16 protein-coding genes are annotated in these 21,939 nt (G+C 44.0%); 6 read left to right on the top strand and 10 right to left on the bottom strand.

Going from position 1 to position 21,939, the window contains the following annotated elements; translation table 11 throughout:
* Positions 1-82 precede the first annotated feature (82 nt).
* The gene (locus QQL36_RS17095; protein ID WP_083728909.1) at positions 83-1,681 is read right to left on the bottom strand and encodes a hypothetical protein; all 1,599 of its coding nucleotides are present in this window, start codon (positions 1,679-1,681) and stop codon (positions 83-85) included.
* A 96-nt stretch (positions 1,682-1,777) separates the two neighbouring features.
* Positions 1,778-4,345 carry a discoidin domain-containing protein gene (locus QQL36_RS17100; protein WP_321570405.1) on the bottom strand — a complete coding sequence of 856 codons (2,568 nt, stop codon included), beginning with the start codon at positions 4,343-4,345 and terminating at the stop codon, positions 1,778-1,780.
* A 126-nt stretch (positions 4,346-4,471) separates the two neighbouring features.
* Between QQL36_RS17100 and QQL36_RS17105 the strand changes: the two genes are divergently transcribed.
* The 3 genes from QQL36_RS17105 (at position 4,472) to QQL36_RS17115 (ending at position 6,631) form a co-directional block, all read left to right on the top strand.
* Positions 4,472-4,687 (top strand): hypothetical protein, encoded by a 216-nt coding sequence (locus tag QQL36_RS17105; RefSeq protein ID WP_321570406.1) that lies wholly within the window; start codon positions 4,472-4,474, stop codon positions 4,685-4,687.
* Positions 4,688-4,837: 150 nt separating this feature from the next.
* Positions 4,838-6,172, top strand: coding sequence for a sigma 54-interacting transcriptional regulator (locus QQL36_RS17110; protein ID WP_321570407.1), 1,335 nt, complete (start codon positions 4,838-4,840; stop codon positions 6,170-6,172).
* 96 nt (positions 6,173-6,268) lie between these two features.
* Complete coding sequence (locus QQL36_RS17115; protein ID WP_179091289.1) at positions 6,269-6,631, top strand: helix-turn-helix transcriptional regulator; 363 nt, start codon at positions 6,269-6,271, stop codon at positions 6,629-6,631.
* A 45-nt stretch (positions 6,632-6,676) separates the two neighbouring features.
* Here QQL36_RS17115 and QQL36_RS17120 read toward each other — a convergent pair whose 3' ends face one another.
* The 6 genes from QQL36_RS17120 to QQL36_RS17145 form a co-directional block, all read right to left on the bottom strand.
* Complete coding sequence (locus tag QQL36_RS17120) at positions 6,677-7,903, bottom strand: WG repeat-containing protein (protein WP_083728901.1); 1,227 nt, start codon at positions 7,901-7,903, stop codon at positions 6,677-6,679.
* Between the two features lie 53 nt (positions 7,904-7,956).
* Positions 7,957-8,979, bottom strand: a complete 1,023-nt coding sequence (gene glk, locus QQL36_RS17125) for a glucokinase (RefSeq protein ID WP_321570408.1) — start codon at positions 8,977-8,979, stop codon at positions 7,957-7,959.
* A 146-nt stretch (positions 8,980-9,125) separates the two neighbouring features.
* Entirely contained in the window at positions 9,126-9,896 is a 771-nt protein-coding gene (locus tag QQL36_RS17130; protein WP_083728897.1) for a hypothetical protein, read from the bottom strand.
* Positions 9,897-9,904: 8 nt separating this feature from the next.
* The gene (locus QQL36_RS17135; RefSeq protein ID WP_083728895.1) at positions 9,905-10,636 is read right to left on the bottom strand and encodes an MIP/aquaporin family protein; all 732 of its coding nucleotides are present in this window, start codon (positions 10,634-10,636) and stop codon (positions 9,905-9,907) included.
* A 166-nt stretch (positions 10,637-10,802) separates the two neighbouring features.
* Positions 10,803-12,305 (bottom strand): glycerol kinase GlpK, encoded by a 1,503-nt coding sequence (glpK, locus tag QQL36_RS17140; protein ID WP_083728893.1) that lies wholly within the window; start codon positions 12,303-12,305, stop codon positions 10,803-10,805.
* A gap of 111 nt (positions 12,306-12,416) precedes the next feature.
* On the bottom strand, positions 12,417-13,979 hold the full coding sequence (locus QQL36_RS17145; protein WP_083728891.1) for a glycerol-3-phosphate dehydrogenase/oxidase: 1,563 nt from the start codon (positions 13,977-13,979) through the stop codon (positions 12,417-12,419).
* 193 nt (positions 13,980-14,172) lie between these two features.
* Here QQL36_RS17145 and QQL36_RS17150 point away from each other — a divergent pair, with 193 nt between their 5' ends.
* Entirely contained in the window at positions 14,173-14,928 is a 756-nt protein-coding gene (locus QQL36_RS17150) for a DeoR/GlpR family DNA-binding transcription regulator (protein WP_235643958.1), read from the top strand.
* Between the two features lie 215 nt (positions 14,929-15,143).
* On the opposite strand, the gene QQL36_RS17155 is transcribed toward QQL36_RS17150, so the two are convergent.
* Positions 15,144-16,259, bottom strand: a complete 1,116-nt coding sequence (locus QQL36_RS17155) for a FecR family protein (protein WP_321570409.1) — start codon at positions 16,257-16,259, stop codon at positions 15,144-15,146.
* 58 nt (positions 16,260-16,317) lie between these two features.
* Positions 16,318-16,851, bottom strand: coding sequence for an RNA polymerase sigma factor (locus QQL36_RS17160; protein ID WP_083728885.1), 534 nt, complete (start codon positions 16,849-16,851; stop codon positions 16,318-16,320).
* A gap of 252 nt (positions 16,852-17,103) precedes the next feature.
* Between QQL36_RS17160 and QQL36_RS17165 the strand changes: the two genes are divergently transcribed.
* Both QQL36_RS17165 and QQL36_RS17170 read left to right on the top strand, forming a co-directional pair.
* The gene (locus QQL36_RS17165; RefSeq protein WP_321570410.1) at positions 17,104-20,463 is read left to right on the top strand and encodes a SusC/RagA family TonB-linked outer membrane protein; all 3,360 of its coding nucleotides are present in this window, start codon (positions 17,104-17,106) and stop codon (positions 20,461-20,463) included.
* A 10-nt stretch (positions 20,464-20,473) separates the two neighbouring features.
* On the top strand, positions 20,474-21,865 hold the full coding sequence (locus QQL36_RS17170; RefSeq protein WP_321570411.1) for a RagB/SusD family nutrient uptake outer membrane protein: 1,392 nt from the start codon (positions 20,474-20,476) through the stop codon (positions 21,863-21,865).
* Positions 21,866-21,939: the final 74 nt, after the last annotated feature.

Below are 21,939 nucleotides of genomic sequence, written 5' to 3' on the forward strand. Positions count from 1 at the left end.
GTAACACCTTTTCAGGTTGGGGCAAAAAAAACTGCCTGTCGGTCGGACAGGCAGTTTGAAGCTTGTTGGGCATTGATTATGATCAGGGCTGTAACCATACTACTCTTACTCCTTTGTGATCCGCAGTTTTATCCATTTTCAGGGTAATAAATCTGCCTTTATCACTGTCGTAGTCAGATACGCCCATCACCAGTGGGTGGCCGTCATCATCCTTATTAATATTTAAACCGAACAGTGGTGTGTAATCCGGCAGCTCATTGTTAGCATCGCATATATAATAGTATCCATCGGTATCTCTCGCATTGTTGAACCCTTCTCCTTTCCCTTTGGCAGCTTTCTTCATGTTGGCTTCCGTATTGTTCATGGTCACATACACCCTGTCTTTATACTGGAAGCAGGCATAACCCCTGTATTGTTCACCTTTGATGAGCGGTTGGGCGCTACGGGATACTCTCTCTGTATTGAAGGCATTGATTTCCCAGTTACGCAACTCCGCATGTCTTGGTATCACGCAGCTATAGGTTGGTTGTCCGTTTACATCAAAAGATGCCACTGCCAGCCAGTCCTTCACACAATACAGATAAGAAGCGGCATTCAGTGGTTTTACCTCTCTGCGGGTCAGTTCTTCATAGATAATAGAGAAACCGCCATCGCTGCGTACAAAGATGTTCTGTGGCATACCTGTGAACGCTCTGCCTGCGAGGGCCATTGTCTTCTCATTGGCTTTGGCCGGGAAGATGTCTATTTCCTGATCAGGAATTTGTCTGGTAGGATCTACGAAACCAAATATACCTGCATATTTTTCTTCATCACCAGCTTCTGCATGTGCATAACCGATGAATAAGATCTTTTTGGTAACAGGGTTATACCTTACGAGTCCGCTATCGATCACTTTTTTTACACCGATATTCAGTTTGTCGAGTGTCAGTGTATCGACGGTTTTGGAAAGGGTGGCCATGATGAGCTGACCTTTTTTATCTCCTACCTGCGTCTGGTTGTAAAGATGTGCGAAGAGACATACTTTCTCATCGCCCAGTACAACCATATCCAGGTAGTTGATATTTTTATAGCGGGTATCGCTGTTCGCGTAATAGGCTCTTGAAATCTCCTTGTGGTTGCCGTTGTACCAGATCATTTCCAGGTTGCCGTTTACCGTTTGGTCATTGTTGTGCAGTATCACCAGTGCATAGTTATCACTGTTTGGATCTTTGCGCACAAAGAAGGAGGTAACAGGGTCGTACTGGGTGATGAATGGCTGGGCAAAGTAAGCGTACCGGTTTGTCATGGCCATTTTCTCATCTCTCCTGATATTGCCTGTATTACCATCAATCACAATGCGGTATAATACCGGTTGTCTGGATTCTATTTCTGAAATAAACAGCACGAGGTCGTTGTTCGTTTCAAATAATGCATTGACACAACTGCCAAGGAGCGTACCAAAGTTTGTACTCAGGTGAGTCTGGGCTTTGGGTTTATTGTCATCGTCATAGATGTCTACATACAGCCCATCTCTGCTGGTGATCTGCAGAAAAATGGTATTGCCATTTTTCATGTGCAGAATACGGGCGTAACCAGAAACCGGTTCTTTGAAAAGAGGGCTTTGGGATACGTTAGTTAATTGTGCAACGGCTGTTAAAGCCAGCATGATTACGAACTGGATAATCAGGAAAATTTTTTTCATTGTTTCATAGGTATGTGACAGGGTAAAGATAGATAGATTTATTTAATATGTGAAAGAAAAAGGCTTCTGCGGAAAGCAGAAGCCTTTGCTAAAGTGTTATTGTACAAGGATTTCGTCAGTAAATAACCACGAAGTGGACCCGACAAACAGGTACCCTTGCGGTATGGCCCCAAAGGCCTTGCCTGTTATCCGCACATATCTTGCATTTCCCTTCACCGGGATGCTAAACTGTTGTAAATAAGGCTCTCCCCGCACATTCTTAGTGTTATATATCTTACCTGCCAGTTTATATTTCTTCCCATCTTTGGATGTATATACCGCCACTTCTTTTGGCAGGAAAATGCCACTGTTAGGATCGCAGAGGAAACTGGTGATCACTCTTTTCATGGGTGTCGTACTACCCATATCTACAGTAGCATCCAGATCTTTGCCACTAAATCCCAGCCATTTACCACATTTGAAAGCCGTGGTGCCCATGGCGCCATCAGTGAGTGTACTATCGCCTGCAGCTGCATACTGAGGCGCATAAGGTTGTGCAATGGTCACTTTCCTGCCCAAAGCCAGGTTTACAGGCACAAAAGTATTGGAGCCTGCTATCTGTTTACCATGGTCAAAAATACCCGCCGAAATGGTGCCGGCTACATGCATATCCAATGGCTTCGTATACAAAGGTGACTGTGCATCCGGCAATTGATTGATGGCATACCGGATCTCTTTATTGGAATTAGTATTGATGTTCACCGTGGCCGTCCGGTCGTCATTTATCTGATAAGTGATCACCGGGTCAGGACTGGCTGTGAGCAGATCAAACCATGCGGTACCCTGCTGAATCAGTTCCAGCGTCAAAATTGCCGTGGTAGAAGATGCCGGTGCCTGGAAAGTGAAATTGTATGCTTCCCACTCAGGTGTGAGTGTATACGTATGATCCTGTTCCATGGCATCAATAGCAATGCGGAACGTCGGCATATGTTCCTGTGCTTTGGCTTTGGCCCTGATAGATACGGTATAGCTGTTACCTTTCGTCATCACCATCGGTATCAGCCTGATTTTATTACCCCCACTGTCCACAGGTGTGATCAGTCGCAGACTAAACATCCCATCTGCATGCTGACGGGGATCTACAAAAAATGAAGCGCCTACATCTGCTTTACGATGACTGGTGCTGGTCACATTGCTACCAATCGGTAACCCCGGACTCACGATCTTTTCAAAGCTGGGATTCAGGGTCATGTTATCCGCAGGAATGGCCGATACGGTATCCTTAAGAATTAAATAGACCCTTGTACCATATGCATCAATGATATCATGCACAACCCCATTTTCCAAAGTGACCTCCCTGTTTTCAAACCAGCACTGTGCAGTTTTTTGCTCCTGCAAAGAGGTGGTCAATGTATATGCTTTGGGTTTATTCTCATTATTCACAGCAATCAACAATGTATTTCCCTGATAACTGTACGCTTTCGTTAAGATCTTTGGATCATCTGCATGTATCGCAGGCGCCACATCAGCAGATAATAAGAAAGAGGTCATCTGTGCAGTTTCTACCGCCACATTGCTGGCAGCAGACCATGCAGATACTGACTGTGGATTCAGGTTGCCCGGTGCATGTACATAGTATTGAATACCCTTTGCACCTCCAATCAATCCCATATAGGTCATCAGCCTGATCTCCGCACCTGTCGGCTCCCTGTTCCACATCTCCTGCCCGCCAAATGCCTGTGGCACCAGCCATACTGACTTTTCATACTGATAAGCAGTCGCATACTGGGTCAGATCGTCCATCACCTTATCAGCAGGACCCGGAATAGGATAGGGGTCAGTCATCGCTATATCCATCGTATTCCTGTAATCATTTGCTTTTTGCGGCATCATAAATACAATGGAAACAGGATGGTAAGGATCCAGCTCATGGATCAGCTGATACGCCGATTCCAGTATAGCAGGTGGACGCCCTTGTCCATCCGGTTCATCATTGATATAATATGATAACAGCGCAGGATGATCTTTGAATGCCAGCACTTCACTTTTTAATAATGCGAGTTTTTCTTCCTCCGTTTTATCCAGCCCTTTATCGCCGTTATGCCCACTGCCTACGAGGGAGTTGACACCATACTGTACCTTCACACCTACCTGTGCACAACGGTCCATATAACCTTTACGTTCTGCCAGTCCTTCAGGCAGGTTGCCCTGGTATACACCAATCATATTGAATCCATGTGTCACTTCTCTTTCAGGCAGATCGCCGGCAGGAACGCAATAAAATCCAAAGGGGAAAAAGGGCAATCCGTCGGCAATTAACCCGCCTGTGAGCTGGTCTATCTGTACCGCATTGGCTTTTGGTGCGAGTTTGACAATGTTAACGTCACCCTTCTGCACAGTAGCACCATCTTTCTCCAATACATAATGCAAAGCAGTGGTACCTGTTGGTAATGCATCCAGGTTAAATTGAGCAGAAAGCCGCTGCCCTTCTGTTTTAGCAGTGGTGGCAAGTTTTTCGTTGCGTAGCGATAAATTGAGTTTGTAATTCGCCTGATCGGGCAATATGCAAATGATACTGCCTTCTTTTTCAGTGAGATAATAATTGTACCGGGTAAATACTTTGACCTGTGCATGTAATACCACCCCCCATATGCATAGGAGTGCACTCAGCATGACTTTCTTCATTGAGACCTGTTTTAAAAATGTATGGGTAAAGTATAAAAAAGATGATGATAAAAAAACATATTTTTGCGCTTCATATGAAACACATCACCAACTGATTACTACTACTTTGGCTGGAATGGTAGCAAATTGCTCCCGCTGCCCGGCAAGACCAACATCGTCGATGCAGGTGCATTTGCTTATACCGAAACACTGATCTTCCCAAAGGAAGTGAATGGCCAACCTGGTAAGATCCTGAAACTGAAAGTATCAGAAGAATATGGAGAAGATGGTGAAACGATGGAAAGCAAAAAAGTAGAAAGAGAAATCTATACCTGGGATGGCAGTAAAGCCACTAAACAATAACCTGCTTTTTTACGACTATTCGTAAAACTGTCAAAATCTACGAAATATCGTAAGCTTTCCTGCATATTTAAAATCCTAACTATCTAATTTACAATACTTTATTTACTGGAATGGCCTTTGTCTGCTTTTTCATGATTAATTGATATTCTCATGAAGCAAGGCAACATGATGGTGGAATTTCTTTTATCGCTCAGTAATGACATTGCCCTGATTCGTGACAAAGACGATTTTCTCAGGGTACTGCGGGAGCGGTTAAGAGAAGTGATCCATTTCAATGACATCGTCATCAATATTTTTGGTGACGATGGTAAGTCCCTGGTACCATATCTTTATTATTCGGAAGGCCGGCGCAGGCACCATCCTGCATTTCAATGCAGTGGACACAGTAAATTAGGCAGCGATCATATCTTCGAAGCTGTCATGGCTGCCGAACAGCCACAGGTATTCAATGTACGAAAGCTCTTACAGGCTAAATCACCTCCTGCTTATATTCCATTATTCCGGGAAACGGGTATCGTGGAATTTTCAGGCATCCGTTTGCGCAGCGCAACACAGGAAATTGGTTGCCTGTTTTTATTTTCAGAACAGACAGGCACCTTTCCCGACCCGGTTTTACAACTGATAAAAGGCGTTTCTCACCAGCTCTCCATCGCGCTGGCCAATATACTCGCGAATGAGCGCATAGCCTCCCAACTGAAAGAAATCGAAAGTTATAAGCAAAGACAGCACCTGCAAAAAGAAATAGCAGCTGTAGATATAATTGGTAACAGCCGCGAAATGCAACAGGTATTTCACCTCATATCACAGGTAGCGCCTGCAGACAGTACGGTGTTGATCCTCGGCGAAACAGGCACAGGCAAAGAACTCATTTCAAGAGCCATTCACAATCACTCTCCCCGAAAAGATAAACTGCTGGTGAAAGTGAATTGTGCCGCCCTCCCCGTCCACCTCATTGAAAGTGAACTATTCGGACATGAAAAAGGTGCTTTTACCGGTGCCACTGAACGTCGTATCGGTAAGTTTGAAATAGCACACAATGGTACCCTGTTTTTAGACGAAATAGGAGAGCTGCCGCTGGCAATGCAATCTAAATTACTCCGCGTACTACAGGAGAAAGAAATAGAACGCATCGGTGGCAAAAGCCCTATCCAGATTGATTTCCGCATTATTGCCGCCACTAACCGCGACCTGAAGAAAGAAGTGGAAGCCGGCCGTTTCAGAAAAGACCTGTATTACAGGTTAGATGTATTTCCTATCCTAATACCTCCTTTAAGAGAACGGAAAGAGGAGATCCCTGAGCTGGCAGATTATTTTCTGCAACGCTTTACACAAAGGTCAGGCAAGCCTGCTATGCGACTGGGAGATACCGTTCGGGAAGAAATGATGACCTATCACTGGCCGGGCAATGTGCGGGAATTAGAACACCTGATGGAAAGAAGCGTGTTACTAACCAACGGCGCTGTAATTGAACAGCTATTTATCTGAAAAATCCATTAAACAGCCAACAAAAGGACGTGATTCTACAAACAACCATATCCTGATTCAACGCATCTTTGTCTGGTTCGCACAACCCACATGATTATGCTATACATCACAGATCAGTTCAACCATGTAAACCAGTTTTTCTTATTGCTGGATACGGCCATTGCAGATATCAGGTTTGCAGCACCTATCAGGATGAGAACAGTGAAGGAGTTTGCTGCCATTATGGAATTGCATCCCAATTATCTGAATACCCTGCTGAAGCGGCATACAGGAGAGAATGTGAGTTCACATATCAGGAAGCGGTTGCTGGAAGTGTCGAAGCATTTACTGTTGGAAACGAACTGGTACGTGCAGGATATCAGCTATTGTGTAGGGTTTTCTGACCAGCCGAATTTTAACATGTTTTTCAAGAAGAATGTGGGGTATACACCTTCTGAATTCAGGCGATTGAAACAATAACCCAAACGCTTTTGCGCAGACAAAAGCGTTTGGGCCGGGAGCAGACTATTCCTTTACACCAGGAATAAATATCTCTCCTGTATTCTTGTCCATATAACCTTTTTGTCCGTTCGGCATCTCTACCAGCAGGGCATTTCTGTCATGATCTTCATCCAGGATCGCTTTCAGCACCGGCTTTTTCAGTTCCTTCATAGTAGCCGCTACTACCACCCCTTTCTTATCGTCCAGGTAGGTTTCGATAAATGCATAACGACCCACCATATCTTCCCTGAAATGTACATCGTCATAGATAAAAGGTACAAGCACCTTACCGGTCATATCGATCACCCCTGTTTTACCATCCTTCACCGCTTTGATCTTGGAAGGGAAGCTCTTATCATTTGGATAATAAGACAGGTATTCCAGTTGGGTATACCCATTCAGGTCTGTACTATCCAGCCCTTTGTATTTACTGGTTTCACGGTTTTCGAGTACTACACGCCATTTACCATTACCCAGTTTATAGATGTACATGTCTTTGGCCTTCTTGTTCAGCACTTCGCCTTCTACCGGTATAACGGAAGTAGGTTTGTCCTGTACATTGCCCGGAGAAGCGGAGCGGAAGTTAGCATCGAAATAGAAAACCTTGTCATCGCCTTTTTTAGCGGCTACATACACGGTATTGCCCGCATATACTTCTTCAATATCTTCATATTCAGGTTTCAGGATTTCCCGGCCGCTACTTACATCTACCACGCCATAAGTGTCACCCATGGTGATGAGAGCAAATTGTTCCAGTGCGGGGTCGTTAAAGCCCGTTACCTGGTTGTAAGGTGCCTTGCCGTTCTGTAGTTTGCCGCTCAGTGCGTCAAAGATGCCCATTTTCCCGTCTTTATTCACGAAGTAATAACTACCCTTGGAATAGCTGGATCTTTCCGGTAAAACGTCTGTAAACATGCCGCCGATTGGCTTGTCAGTGCGGATATCTATGATCTGGTAGCCTTTGATATTTCTGGCAATGGCGGTGAAGTCCTGGAAGGCGTTGGTAATGTTAGCATAAGAAGGAGCGACCAACACAGCACCATTGGTATTGATCAGTCCTACCTTTTTACTGCTTTCTACACGGGCGTAGCCGTTTCTGAATACGTCAATGCTGTCAAATTGTGGTTTTAGCAGCACACTTTTGTTCTTATCAGTCAGGCCCCATTTGCCTTTTTCAGTATAGGGATAGGGTCCCTGCGCCTTACACCAGGCGCTTAATAACAGCACCGGTAAGAAATATGCGGTTTTCATAGGTATGTGATTGATTGTGTTGGAGTAAAAATAGGGAAAAATTATAATATAACTCAGCACTTATTGATGGCATACCATGCGGCGCCTGTCAACGCCGTTTTTTCATTGAGGATGATTTGTACGGGAATATCTTCCAGCAGGGGTTTCATTCTACCTTTTTCACGGAATGCTTTCATGAAAGCACCGTAATCAATTTTCTTTACATTTTTGGGGACGATGCCGCCGCCGATATAGATACCACCGGTGGCTTTCAGTTTCAGGGCGAGGTTACCGGCTTCCGTGGCGAGGTAGCGGAAAAAGATGCGCATGGTTTCTACACAGATGGCTACAGAATCGCCATTTTCACTGATCTCTGCAGCTACATCGTGTACGGCCATCCTGTCCAGCAGCCAGCCAGGGACGTCCATGTCTCTTTCTTCTTTCAGAAAGCTAAAGATATTCACGATGCCGGGGCCGCTGAGCACTCTTTCCCAGCTCACATGCCCGAATTTTCTGCGGAGGTATACCAGCAGGTCGTCATCCAGATCAGTAATGGGAGAGAAGTCACTGTGACCGCCTTCGGTGGCGAAAGGGTAGTAGTGGGTGCCATCCAGGAATAATCCGGCCTCGCCCAGACCTGTGCCGGGAGATATCAATGCAATATTCCCTTTTTGTGGCTGGCCGGTATGTAATGCGTGAATATCGATTTGTTCCAGGGTAGCGAGACCGTAAGCGTTTGCTTCAAGGTCGTTGACAATGAAGACGGGGTGTTTGTCAAATTGTGCGGATAGCTGTGCTGCATCTATTTCCCAGGGTACGTTTGTGATCTTTGCTTTTCCATCCTGCACAGGACCAGCTACGCCAAGGCAAATACGATCGGGGGTGGGGGCATTGCCAAGGAATTTTTTAATGAGTTCGCCGGGGCCATGAAGATCTTTGGTGGGGTATTTTTCTTCTTTTGTAAGGGCGAGCTTGCTGCCGTCGTAATTGTAAAGTGCCAGGTTTGATTTGGTACCGCCTATGTCAGCGGCGAGCAGGGTGTGGGGTGGGTGAGTGGATGGGCATGAATTGCCGGAGGATATGCCAATGGGTATCATTCGTTTTTCATTTTTTACATAATTAAGTTAGTTTATTTTCATGGGATAGCAAGCCACCACCAGTTATGAACAAAGTCAATTTTAAAGCTCCCCCGCTCGCAGAGCGGGGGAGCTTTTCCGATTTAGATCTTATTGTAACCTCTAACTTAGAATATATTCGCAATCAGCTGCAATGCCCCATACTTCTTCTCCGGGTTGAACATCGCCGTCGCTGAAATAGGAATATGATATTTAAATATGGTCAGATCCCTATTCACCGTAATCCCTGCATTCACAATATTTGGATGGTTCCCATAAAAATTCTTATCTCCGCTAAATGAAAATCCACCACCCACAAACGCATGCACATTATACACATCATCCGCAAACAACACCTGATCCACCTGCACATAATGTGAATATGCATTCGCCAGACTACTATCCGCCTTGTAATAAGTATCTCTACCCAGCACAATCGTATTCCAGCTCAATGTAAGCGGCAACTTCATCTTCTGGAAAGTATAAGCCACACCTACATCCACAAAATGTGAAGTCGTTGCTTTATTATAATCAAACAGATCAGCATTTGGATAATTACTAAAGTTGTTAATATCCCAGATCGCCGCACTAAAACCCTTATTCATGTACTTCACATAGTAATCAAACTCCCTGTAATCACCAGTGAAACTTGCACCTCCCCAAAATCCTGCCTGCCAATGTCCATTCTTTGATTTGTAATACATATCCACATCAGAGATCGGTGAATTAGACACCTTGAATCCACGCCACAGGTATAAATTCCTCACCTGCAAATTTAATCCAAACGGTTCATATTTTTTCTCCTTCACTACCGTTGTATCTTTATCCTGTGCGCTTACATTTTGGACAAAGAATATCCCGCATGCAACCGTGAGGGTTGCAATCAATAACTTTCTCATAACGATTCTTATTTTAAATACATGAACAATAAAGCCGCCAGCGTTGCACCTAATGCAGGGGCCACCACCGGTATCCAGGCATAACCCCAGTCTGCACCAGCTTTAGATTTCTTAAATGGCAGCAAGGCATGTACAATCCTTGGTCCCAGGTCTCTTGCAGGATTGATCGCATAACCGGTAGTACCACCCAGTGACAGGCCAATCACCCATACCAGGAAGGCTACTGGCAAAGCACCCATAGAACCCATGCCGATAGTTTGTGTAGTATCTCCTATTTTTGGATCGGTAAAGTAGAGGATAGTGATCAGCAGTACGAATGTACCAATCACTTCACTGATGAAATTGCGGCCCAGGTTTCTCACAGCAGGCGCAGTACAAAATGCAGCCTGTTTGGTAGGTCCGTCTTCGGTCAGATCGAAATGGTCTTTATAAAATACCCATACCAGGAATGCGCCAAACATGGCACCCAGCATTTGTGCAGCCCAGTATACACCAGCTACTGCCAGGTTGATTTTTCCCAGTATTAACATGGTCAGCGTCACAGCCGGATTCAAATGCGCGCCGGTATAGGGACCTGCAACACACACACCAACGAATACGGCCAGGCCCCATGCTGTTGTAATCACAATCCATCCGCCTCCATTTCCTTTCGTGTCCTTTAACACGACATTGGCAACCACACCATTGCCCAGGAGAATGAGCAATGCTGTACCTATAAATTCTGCAATAAACGGTGTCATAACTTGATGATTAATTTAGTGGTGCTATTTCCTCTGAAACTATTGTGTAGGCTTTTTCATAAACAGGTCATCGCACACATTTTTTCAAAGTGGAATAGGTGAAATTTAGTTAGTTTCAGTATAGCCTGCTCCGCAGGCAGATTACGGAGTCAGGCGCTCTTATTGATTATTCGTTAGCCCAGCCTCTGGTCCGTTCTACCGCTTTCTTCCAGTTGGCCAGCAGCTTTTCAGTGTTCTGTCTATCCAGCTCAGGCTTGAATATTCTGTCTTTAGACCATTGCTTCTTCACTTCGTCAATATTTTCCCAATAGCCTACAGCCAGACCTGCCAGGTATGCAGCACCCAGTGCAGTTGTTTCCAGCACTTTCGGACGTACTACATTACTGCCAAAGATATCTGCCTGGAACTGCATCAGTGCATTGTTCGCTACTGCACCACCATCTACTCTCAGCTCGGTACTCTGCTTGCCGGAGTCAGACTCCATGCTCTTCAGCAGGTCGTACACCTGGAATGCAATACCTTCCAGTGCTGCGCGGGCAATATGGCCGGCGGTTGTACCACGGGTAATGCCAAAGATGGCACCACGTGCATACTGATCCCAATAAGGAGCACCTAAACCTGTCAGTGCAGGTACAAAGTATACGCCACCGTTATCTTTTACAGAAGCAGCGAGCGTTTCACTATCAGAAGAGTTGTGAATGATACCTAATCCGTCGCGCAACCATTGAATGGCTGCACCACCTACGAACACGCTACCTTCCATCGCATATGTTACTTCGCCATTGATCTTCCAGGCAACGGTCGTGAGCAGGTTGTTTTTGGAATAAACAGGTTTGTTACCGGTGTTCATCAGCAGAAAACATCCTGTACCGTAAGTATTCTTTGCCATACCTTCTTCTACGCACATCTGTCCGAACAGGGCAGCCTGCTGGTCGCCGGCGATACCTGCAATAGGAATTTTAGATGCGAAGAGGGTAGTGGCAGTTTCGCCATATATTTCACTGCTCTGTTTTACTTCAGGCAGCATGCTGGCAGGAATAGTGAGAAGGTCCAGCAGCTCCTGGTCCCACTGCATGGTGTGGATATTGAAGAGCAGTGTACGCGAAGCGTTAGTAACATCGGTGATGTGCATATGACCACGGGTAAATTTCCATACCAGCCAGCTGTCGATCGTACCGAAACACAATTCACCTTTCTCTGCTTTTTCTCTTGCACCAGCTACGTTGTCGAGGATCCATTTTACTTTGGTACCTGAAAAGTAGGCATCGATCACCAGACCTGTTTTTTCACGGATCATACCGGTGTGGCCTTTCTCCTTCAGCTCATCACAGTATTTTGCTGTGCGGCGGTCCTGCCATACGATAGCATTGTAGATAGGTGTACCCGTCTCACGATCCCATACCACGGCGGTTTCACGCTGGTTGGTAATACCGATGGCGGCGATGTTGGTACCGTTCAGGTCCGCTTTCGCGACTGCTTCTGCCGCCACTGAAGATTGGGAGGCCCAGATTTCGTTTGCATCATGTTCCACCCATCCCGGTTGTGGAAATATCTGTTCAAAAGGTTTTTGTGCGATCGCTTTTATTTCTCCATTGTGATCGAAGATGATAGCGCGTGATGACGTGGTCCCCTGGTCGAGGGCCAGGATGAATTTTTCGTTCTTGTTCATACCTCAGTTTTTTAATTTTGTTCCAAAGTGGCGTGTAGCAAAGCTACCGCCTGGCTCCCTCGGGGGATGCTCTATAGTTGTATAAGTATAACGTGGTGAGGAATACGCTGATTAATTCAGCGTATATCCCTTCGCCAGTATTGTAAAATCGGCGAGTTCTGCCTGTATCCAGGCGGCATCTTTATTTAATTCTTTTGCCATTATTTGTGCTACGACTGGTGCAGCAGCTACGGCTGCATGTACATCCAGGAATAGTAAGCGAAGACGGCGTCCCAGCACATCTTCTACACGGCGTGCATACTCATTCCGAATGGCCCAGATGACCATTGCTTTATTATACGGGAAATTAGGCACCAGCAGGTCTCCCAGTGAATGGTCTTCAGCAACCAGTTTGTTGATTGCAGTCATATCTGCACCATAAAAACGCAGCGGATCATTCTCATCACTCATTGGTACATAGCCATGGATATGCAGGTGTTCTGTCTTACATTCCTTAGCGGTCAGCACGCCAGTTTCGATAGCTTTATCAATTGTATCCTGTGCCATCTTGCGGAAGGTGGTCCATTTACCACCAGTGATGGTGATCAGTCCTGATTCGGATACAATGATCTTATGACTACGTGATATTTCTTTTGTTTTAGCACCATCTTTACTTGGTGCAGCCAGTGGACGCAGACCGGCAAATACTGCCAGCACATCTTTGCGGGTAGGCTTTTTCACCAGGTATTTGGCAGCAGTATTGAGAATAAACTCAATTTCCTGCTCCAGTGCATGTGGTTCCAGTTCAGGATGATCGCGCAGGGTATCGGTTGTACCTACGATCAGTTTACCATGCCATGGCACAGCAAATAATACGCGGCCGTCATCTGTTTCAGGGATCATGAGGGCATTGTCGCCAGGCAGGAAAGAATGATCCAGGGTGATGTGTACCCCCTGACTTGGTCTTACCATGTGTGGCGCATCCGGACGATCCATGTGCAGAATGTTATCTACATAAACCCCGGTAGCGTTGATCACTACCTTGCCTGTTGCTTCGTAAGTTTCGCCGGTTTCGATGTCCTTCGCTATAATCCCACTCACTTTCTTATTGTTATTTTTCAATAAGCCGGTTACTTTAATGTAGTTCAGTACGGTGGCGCCGTTTTCGATGGCGGTCTGGGCTATGTTCAGCGCCAGACGGCTATCGTCAAACTGGCCATCATGGTATACTACACCACCTTTCAGCCCTTCCTGTCTGATAGTAGGCAGCGCTTCGATGGTTTTCTTTTTGCCTATATATTTAGAAGCACCCAGGCTTAATTTACCGGCCAGTAAATCGTAAAATTTCAGACCAAGGGTATACTTAATGTTATTAAACCAGGAGTAATTCGGAATAACGAAAGTTTCGTTTTTTGTCAGGTGAGGTGCATTTTTCAGTAATAATCCCCTCTCGTGGCAGGCTTCTCTTACCAGGCCAAGGTCTCCCTGCGCCATGTAGCGCACTCCGCCATGTACGAGTTTGGTCGCTTTGCTCGAGGTGCCTTTCGAATAGTCTGCCTGCTCTACCAGCAAGGTCTTATACCCCCTGGTAGCAGCGTCCATCGCGATGCCAAGACCCGTTGCGCCGCCGCCAATAACAATAACATCCCATGACTTAGTGGAGGATAGGTCCGATATTAACTGCATTCTGTTCATAAAGTAAGGAGTTTAAACTAAAAGAAACTTTCTAAATGTTTCTTTTGCTTATATAAAGTTGTTTCGTTTTGTTTTTATTTCCAAATTTTTCTTGAGATTTAAGCTTTTTTTAGGAAAAAAGTCAACCTTGTATTACTTTTCAGTTACTATTTTACCAATTTAATACCAGGCCATAGTTATGAAATTCGAATCTATGTCACAACGGCACGCTTATATCCTGGAACGCCTGCAGGCAGAAGGGAATGTTCGGGTGGCCGATCTGTTTGAGGCGTTGGATGTTTCGGCGGTAACCATCCGTAAGGATCTTAAGATGTTGGAGGACAAGAAATTATTATTTCGCACACATGGAAATATCAGCAGGGCTAACCCCTATACAAAGGATAGGAATGTCAATGAAAAAGAGAACATCCTGGCGGATCAGAAGATCCTCATTGGCAAGCGGGCCGCAGAAATGATAGAGCCGGACGATGCGATCATTATCGCATCAGGCACCACTGTATTGCAGGTAGCGAAAGCGATTCCGCCGGAGTTGCGGGTCACAGTACTCACTTCCGCCATGAATATTTCCATGGCGCTGCTGGACAAACCCAATATAGAGATTGTGCAGCTGGGAGGGATCGTACGTAAAACATCTACTTCTGTTACAGGCACGTATGCCGAAGGAATCCTGGATCACTTTACCTGTAGTAAGTTGTTCCTGGGGGTAGATGGTATTGACATGGAACAGGGGTGTACCACTTCCAATATGATGGAAGCACTACTCAATAAGGCCATGATCCGCACGGCACAGAAGACCATTATAGTGACCGATTCTTCGAAGTTCGGCAAGCGTGGATTTGGGAAGATCTGCCCATTAGGGGATATAGATCAAATAATTACAGATGATGGAATTAGTCCTGCCATGATGCGGGACCTGGAAAACATGGGGGTGGAAGTAATTGTCGTATAGGGAGTATCCCTATAAAAAGATGAAGGCCAACCCGGGAAGGTGGCCTTCTATTGCGTTGCTTCCCGCTCTGATTCGGGTTGCTGCTTGTCGTAAAAAAGAGGGTTAACAAACGACGAAAGCTATATAATTGCCCTATGTTTCAGGGCAAGCGTGGTTATTATGAGGAACGATCTCGTTATCAATGAATGCTGAGGGTTTGCATAGGAGAAGGAGTTTTACAATATATGTATCACTCCATTTTTTGAAATATTATAAGACACTTCTTTGGTGTCTGTCAATTGTTGTAACAGGTGGATAATCGGCTTGCTTTTATCCAGTATTACTCCAATAAATTTCTTGCCGGCAGCAGACTTTTCTACAATCATTTTCACTTTCATATTTCTACTTACTACTTCTGCTATTCGTTCGATAGTGACATTGTCAGGGAATACGATAATACCATCTCGCCAGCTCAGTACTTCATCTGCATCAAATTCCCTGATGGAGATGGCCTGAGAGTCGATGGTAGCGGCCTTGCCCGGAACCAGGAGCGCATTGTTTTCACCTTCGGCTACTTTTACGCGACCCTTTACAAGGCTAATTCTGGCGATACCGCTATCGTACGTATTGACGTTAAATTCTGTACCCAATACATCTACCTGCCTGTTGCGGGGAAGGCGTACGATAAAGGGCTGACCTGCCTTAGGGGCGACTTTGACATAAGCTTCTCCGTCTATACTGATTTCTCTTTTGGCCCCGTCGAATTTCAACGGGAAAGACAGGCGCGATGTATTATTTAATAATACTTCTGATCCGTCAGCCAGTATGACTTTATAATTGTTTTTGCCTTTTGGCACGGTCAACACGCCCAAATCGTGATTAGTACTATTCAAAGAGCTAAAGGTGAGCGAGCCGGTTTCCGGATGCAATGCTATGCCGTTCACATTTGTGGGAGCATTGTTTTCCAGGTTAATTTCCTGCTGGCCTATTTTCAATAAAATGGTTTTACCATCTTCCCATGATGCCAGGGCTGTAGGTTGTTGCGGTGTCAATAAATAAAGAGACAATCCACCAACAAGACCAATCGAGCAGGCAGCGGCGGCAATTACGCGGATATACCGGTTGCGCACGCGCCTTTTGGCATTGATAATTAATTCTGCTGCTGAGATGCTGCCACCTGCGAAGGCGACCAGGTTCTCTTTTTCCATGTCTTCACGGATCTCATCATACAGCGACTGAAGCTCCGGCCGGTCGATTATCAACTTTTCCAGTTGAATTTTTTCATCCGGTGTGATCGTTCCCAGAATGTCTGCCACGATCAAGGTTTGTATGTCAATAGCTTCAATATCCATAGTTGATATAATTATAGACAATCCTAAAATCCAAAAAGTATGAGTGAAGGGAAAAAAATTATTTTAACTGTAGTTTATTGCGGATAATCTTCAGGGAGGAGTACAATTGAGTTTTCACGGTATTGACAGAAATACCTTCAATTTTGGCCACTTCTTTGTGCGGGCGGCCTTCCATATATACCATTTCCACTGTTCGGCGGCTTTTGTCAGGGAGTTCCTGCATAAGCCGGGTGATGTCTTCCATTTGTTCATTTTCAGGCTTTTCAGGGGACTGTACCTCTGTGTTCATGGCAGAGTACTGCTGGTTACGTTTGGTTAGATTGGTGTCATGCTTTATTTTGTTCAAACAACTGTTTGCAGCCATACGGGTGAGGTATCCCCTGACTGCAGTGTTCACTTCAATGTCTTTTCTTTTATTCCACAGGTTGATAAAGACTTCCTGGGTCACATCTTCTGCATCATGAATATTACGCAGGATGCGGAAGGCAGCCACGAACACATCTCTGCGATATTTGTTATATATCTCAGCGTATGCGAGTTCGTTTCCGTCTTTAATAAGCTGAAATAGCTTTACGTCCTGCTCTTGAATCATTATATTCGGATTTAGGTACAAGATTTACTTATCCTGATAGCTCTGGTTCATTATAATTTTGGGGTTTGTTTTGGTGGAATTATTCCTTCCAAAAATAGTTAAATTTTCAGAATGTCATAATGAGTATAAAAATGATTAATTTTCCACTCATATTATCATACTTTTTGGCGATCAGAGTTGTCTATTATGCCCCAGTGCTGTTGTCCAAATTATCTACCCTCTGATTTTTGCCAGAATGGTCCCTTATCAAATATGAGAAGAATTTTTGCGGCCAATGGTGCTTTTTATGTAGTACTATGCCTGCTATTCTTACTGAGAGCAAGCATACCTGCATTCGCGCAAACCCCGGGTCCATCTGATGTGAACGAGATGTTGAATAAGAGAATGGATCTTTCGGTATCTAACAAATCATTAAAAGCCATATTTAAGCTGATCAGTTCCACGACCGGCTTACACTTCATTGCTTCCGCAAATCAGCTGGATGTAACGGATCATTATTCTATTTACGCAAGTAACTTTTCAGTAACACAAATATTGTTTGAATTGTTGGGCAGACAGGGTTTTACCTGGACTTCCAGAGGGGATATGGTGGTATTTAGCCGGTCGGGACCATTGATTCCTCTGCCACCGAATTCGATTGCAAAGAAAATTTCCAGCAAATTAAATGTCGTAACGGGTATTGTGATGGATGAGAAAGGGACGGCGTTGCCTGGAGCGACAGTAAGGATCAGTGGAACGAACCAGGGAGGTACGACAGATGAGACGGGGCGGTTTACTTTTCTGACGGAAAAGGAAGATGTGGTCCTTTATGCTACTTATACAGGATATATGCCTGCAGCGAAGGAGGCGAATATTGATGATTCTATCAGGATAAAATTAGTGTTGGCAAATAATGTGCTGGATGAGACGGTGATTATGGCCTATGGTATTACCACCCGCAGAACGAATACCGGCAGTATTGCCAAAGTATCTTCCAGCGAGATCTCCCGCCAGCCGGTGGTAAATTTATTAGGTGCTTTGGAAGCACGGGTTCCCGGATTGGCAGTGACACCGTCAAGTGGTGTGAATGGAACGAGCTTTACGGTGCAGATCAGGGGAAGGAATTCTTTTGCGAATGGTTCAGATCCTTTATATATCGTAGATCGGGTGCCTTACATTTCCAGCAAGACTATCAATCTGTTGGGATCGATTGCGGTGCAGAATTTTGATGCAGGCGGGATTAGTCCGTTTAATAATTTGAATAAGGAGGATATTGAGAGCATAGAGATTTTGAAGGATGCAGATGCGACGGCGATATATGGGAGTAGAGGTGCGAATGGGGTGATATTGATCACGACCAAGAGAGGAAAAGAAGGGAAGGCCACGTTGAATTTGAAATTGAGTACGGGGATAGGGAAGGTGCCTGGTATGGACAATTTGCTATCCAAAGAGCAATATATGGCGATGAGGAAGGAAGCGTTTGCAAATGATGGGATCACGCCGGATAATCTGGAAGGGAGTGTGGGGTATGCGCCGGATCTGATGGCGTGGAATCAGAACCGGGCGAGGGATTGGCAGAAAATGATTATTGGTGGAACAGCCAACTTAACGAATTTGAATGTGGCGCTGAGTGGAGGGAGTAAGGTGATACAGTATCGGTTGAGTGGAAGTGTGTTGAAAGGGACGTCGGTGTTTCCAATAGATATGCCTTATTTGAGAGGGACAGGGGATGTGTCAGTGACGTATTTGTCTAAGAATAAGAGGTTGAGTGCGGATTTGAATGGGAAGTATGGGAAGGATCGGAATGAAATGTTCAATGGCAATTTGCTAGGTACGGTGGCGCCACCGAATGCACCTGGCCCCTGGGATGATAATGGGAAGTTGGTTTGGCAGGAGAATGGGGCGGAGTTTAGTAATCCTTTGGCAGATTTGTATAAGAAGTATACGATCAGGACCGGGAATTTGTTGGGGAGTATGAAATTAGGGTATAGGATTGTGGATAGTTTGAGTTTCCTGTTGTCGGCAGGGTTAAATAGGTATCGGGATAATGAGAATTCGCAGGTACCGACTTTTTCGATAAATCCGAGTTCAGATTCGGCATCAAATGGTTCAGCTTCGTTTGGGACGCAGGAGATAAAGAGTTATATTCTGGAACCTCAGTTGGATTATACTAAGACGTTTAAGTTTGGAAAGGTGAATGCGTTGATAGGAACTACATGGCAGTATAGTTCGAATACCAATATGGTGATAGATGCAGATGGGTTTACGGATGATGGAAGGTTGGATGATATATCGGCAGCGGGTAAAACAGCTATATTGAGTAAGTATTCCTCGAAATACAAGTATGCGGCCTTATTCGGACGTTTGATATACAATTATAAGGATCGCTATATTCTGAATTTTTCAGCGAGAAGAGATGGATCGAGTCGGTTTGGACCCGGAAAAAGATGGTCGAATTTTGGATCAATAGGAGGTGCATGGCTGTTTAGTAATGAAGATTTTGTAATGAATAATGTAAGATTTTTGGACTACGGAAAGTTGAGAGGTAGTTATGGGGTCACTGGTAATGATCAAATTGGGGATTACCGATATTTGGATACCTGGTCGTCTGGTGTCAACCCTAATCTATATCAAGGGATCATTCCATTAACTCCTGATGCTTTATTAAATACCAATTTTTCATGGGAGAGAAGTAAGAAAATTGAAACGGCTATCGAGCTTGGATTTTTGAAGAATAAGTTAATTACTACCATTGCCTATTTTAATAATACGAATGATAAACAAATAATAGCCTATAAATTACCTGCCCAAACCGGATTTATGAATGTTATCAAAAATGAAGGGGTCGTGGTAAGGAATTCAGGATGGGAATTTGATATGACGGCTGAAGTAATGAGGAGAAAACATTTTAGCTGGAGAGTAAATGCAAATATGACCTTTCCGAAGAACAGGTTAATGGTATTCCCTGATATAAGTCATTATGATTATGACCTCTATTATTCGGTAGGATATCCATTGAATGTATTGAAACATTATCATAATTTGGGTGTGGATAAAACTGACGGCCTTTATAAATTTGAAGATGTTAACAAGGATGGAGCACTGGGTTCTCCGGATTATAAAAATGAAGGAAATCTTGACCCCACATTCTATGGTGGTATTGGAAACGCATTTCAGTATAAAGCATTCAGGTTAGATATATTTCTCACTGTGAGAAAACAGACGGTGCCTAATTATTTCTACTCTGCATATTTTAATATGCTTGCACCAGGTGTGTTGGCAAATCAGCCTAAATGGGTACTGGATAGATGGCAGCATCCCGGAGATGAGACCAATGTTCAACGATTTGTGACTTCAAATATTCTGAATGGAGATGTTCAAAGCTATAATATTTATACTTCTGATGCGGTCTATGAGAATAATTTTTATATAAAGGTGAAGAATATTTCATTCTATTACACAATGAATAAGGATGTGGTAAAGAAATTAAAATTGTCGGACCTTAAATTTTATTTGCAAGGCCAAAATTTATTTATTCTGACTAAGTATAAAGGATTAGATCCTGAAACACCATATTATTTCTCATTACCAACATTACGGATAGTAACAGCAGGATTGGAAGTGCAGTTTTAATAAATTCCCCATGATGAAAAAGTATATTGTAATACTGTTAGCGATATGGCTCCTTAGTTGTAATAAATTGATTGATGTGGGAGATCCGGATAATAGTGTAGTTGGGGGAAATGTATTTACCCATGATACATCTGCATTATCTGCTGTCAGTGGTGTTTACGCTAAAATTATGGCGTCCTTTCCCAATATGTTAAATGGAGGCCTATCCATTTGTGGTGGTCTGTCTGCCGATGAAATAGAGCCCAATAACCAGACCAATACGATGCTGGAATTTTATAACAATTCAATATCAACTACAAGCACATTTAATAGATTATACTTATGGTATTTTGGATATAGCTTGCTTTACCAGACAAATGCTATTATTGATGGAATAACCAATAGCACTTCCATGTCAGTAGATGTAAGTAATCAATTGTTGGGAGAATCCTATTTTATAAGATCTCTGATTTACTTGCAGATGGTACAGCTATTTGGTGATGTGCCGTTGGTGACCTCGATCGATTATAAGGCAAATGCAAAATTGAAGAGAACTGCAACGAGTGTTATTTTTTCACAGATAAAACAAGATTTACTAAAATCGACAGGATTGCTGAATGAAAATTATCCAAGTAATGGAAGGGTACGGGTTAACAAATGGGCAGCTAAAGCGCTGCTCGCAAAATTATATCTGTATGAAGAAGATTGGGTAGATGCAGAAAGTGCTTCGTCGCAGGTTATTAATGCCGGCCCTTATGGATTAGAAAACGATCTTAACAGGGTATTCCTCTTAGATAGTAAGGAAGCTATATTACAGTTTATGCCTGTTGAAGTTGGATATAATACATCCGAAGGTGCTCAGTTCGTACCTAGCCCCAATGGTACTTCATTACCGCAATATAGCGTCTCGGATTATTTGCTGAATGCTTTTGAAGCTGGCGATAAAAGAGCAAGTAGCTGGATTGGTACGAAGGTAGTGAATGGAGTTACTTACACCTTTCCGTATAAATATAAGTTACGGATAAATTTTAGTTCTAACTATGTAGTAAGTGAATATACAATGGTGCTCCGTCTTGCTGAGCAATATTTAATCCGTGCAGAAGCAAGGACTCATTTAAGTGATTTGCCGGGAGCTATAGCAGATGTAGACAGTATTAGAAATAGGGCAGGGTTGCCAATGATATCGGCTATAAATCCTGGTATTGACGGTAATAGTTTGTTGATAGCCATTCAAAAAGAACGGCAAATAGAATTGTTTGCAGAATGGGGAAATCGTTGGTTTGATCTCAAACGTAATAAAACTGCAACAAGCATTTTGTCAAACAGGAAGCCAGCGTGGACGGATGAAGATACGCTTTATCCAATTCCAGATGCGGAGATTATGTTAGATTCAAACCTTACACAAAATCCTGGATATAATTAATTGGGGATGTATCCTAAATAAAACTTCTGATCATCGCATACATACGAACATTGTCTTACCAGGTAGCCGAATGA

This window comes from Chitinophaga sp. LS1, assembly GCF_034274695.1.
In the GTDB taxonomy this organism is placed as follows: Bacteria; Bacteroidota; Bacteroidia; order Chitinophagales; family Chitinophagaceae; genus Chitinophaga.

Coding starts and splice junctions, on each gene's coding strand:
- QQL36_RS17100 (WP_321570405.1), bottom strand. CDS start 4,345: ATGAAGAAAGTCATGCTGAGTGCACTCCTATGCATATGGGGGGTGGTA.
- QQL36_RS17155 (WP_321570409.1), bottom strand. CDS start 16,259: ATGGATATTGAAGCTATTGACATACAAACCTTGATCGTGGCAGACATT.
- glpK (WP_083728893.1), bottom strand. CDS start 12,305: ATGAACAAGAACGAAAAATTCATCCTGGCCCTCGACCAGGGGACCACG.
- QQL36_RS17150 (WP_235643958.1), top strand. CDS start 14,173: ATGTCACAACGGCACGCTTATATCCTGGAACGCCTGCAGGCAGAAGGG.
- QQL36_RS17160 (WP_083728885.1), bottom strand. CDS start 16,851: ATGATTCAAGAGCAGGACGTAAAGCTATTTCAGCTTATTAAAGACGGA.
- QQL36_RS17170 (WP_321570411.1), top strand. CDS start 20,474: ATGATGAAAAAGTATATTGTAATACTGTTAGCGATATGGCTCCTTAGT.
- QQL36_RS17110 (WP_321570407.1), top strand. CDS start 4,838: ATGAAGCAAGGCAACATGATGGTGGAATTTCTTTTATCGCTCAGTAAT.
- glk (WP_321570408.1), bottom strand. CDS start 8,979: ATGATACCCATTGGCATATCCTCCGGCAATTCATGCCCATCCACTCAC.
- QQL36_RS17120 (WP_083728901.1), bottom strand. CDS start 7,903: ATGAAAACCGCATATTTCTTACCGGTGCTGTTATTAAGCGCCTGGTGT.
- QQL36_RS17135 (WP_083728895.1), bottom strand. CDS start 10,636: ATGACACCGTTTATTGCAGAATTTATAGGTACAGCATTGCTCATTCTC.
- QQL36_RS17165 (WP_321570410.1), top strand. CDS start 17,104: ATGAGAAGAATTTTTGCGGCCAATGGTGCTTTTTATGTAGTACTATGC.
- QQL36_RS17145 (WP_083728891.1), bottom strand. CDS start 13,979: ATGAACAGAATGCAGTTAATATCGGACCTATCCTCCACTAAGTCATGG.
- QQL36_RS17115 (WP_179091289.1), top strand. CDS start 6,269: ATGCTATACATCACAGATCAGTTCAACCATGTAAACCAGTTTTTCTTA.
- QQL36_RS17130 (WP_083728897.1), bottom strand. CDS start 9,896: ATGAGAAAGTTATTGATTGCAACCCTCACGGTTGCATGCGGGATATTC.
- QQL36_RS17095 (WP_083728909.1), bottom strand. CDS start 1,681: ATGAAAAAAATTTTCCTGATTATCCAGTTCGTAATCATGCTGGCTTTA.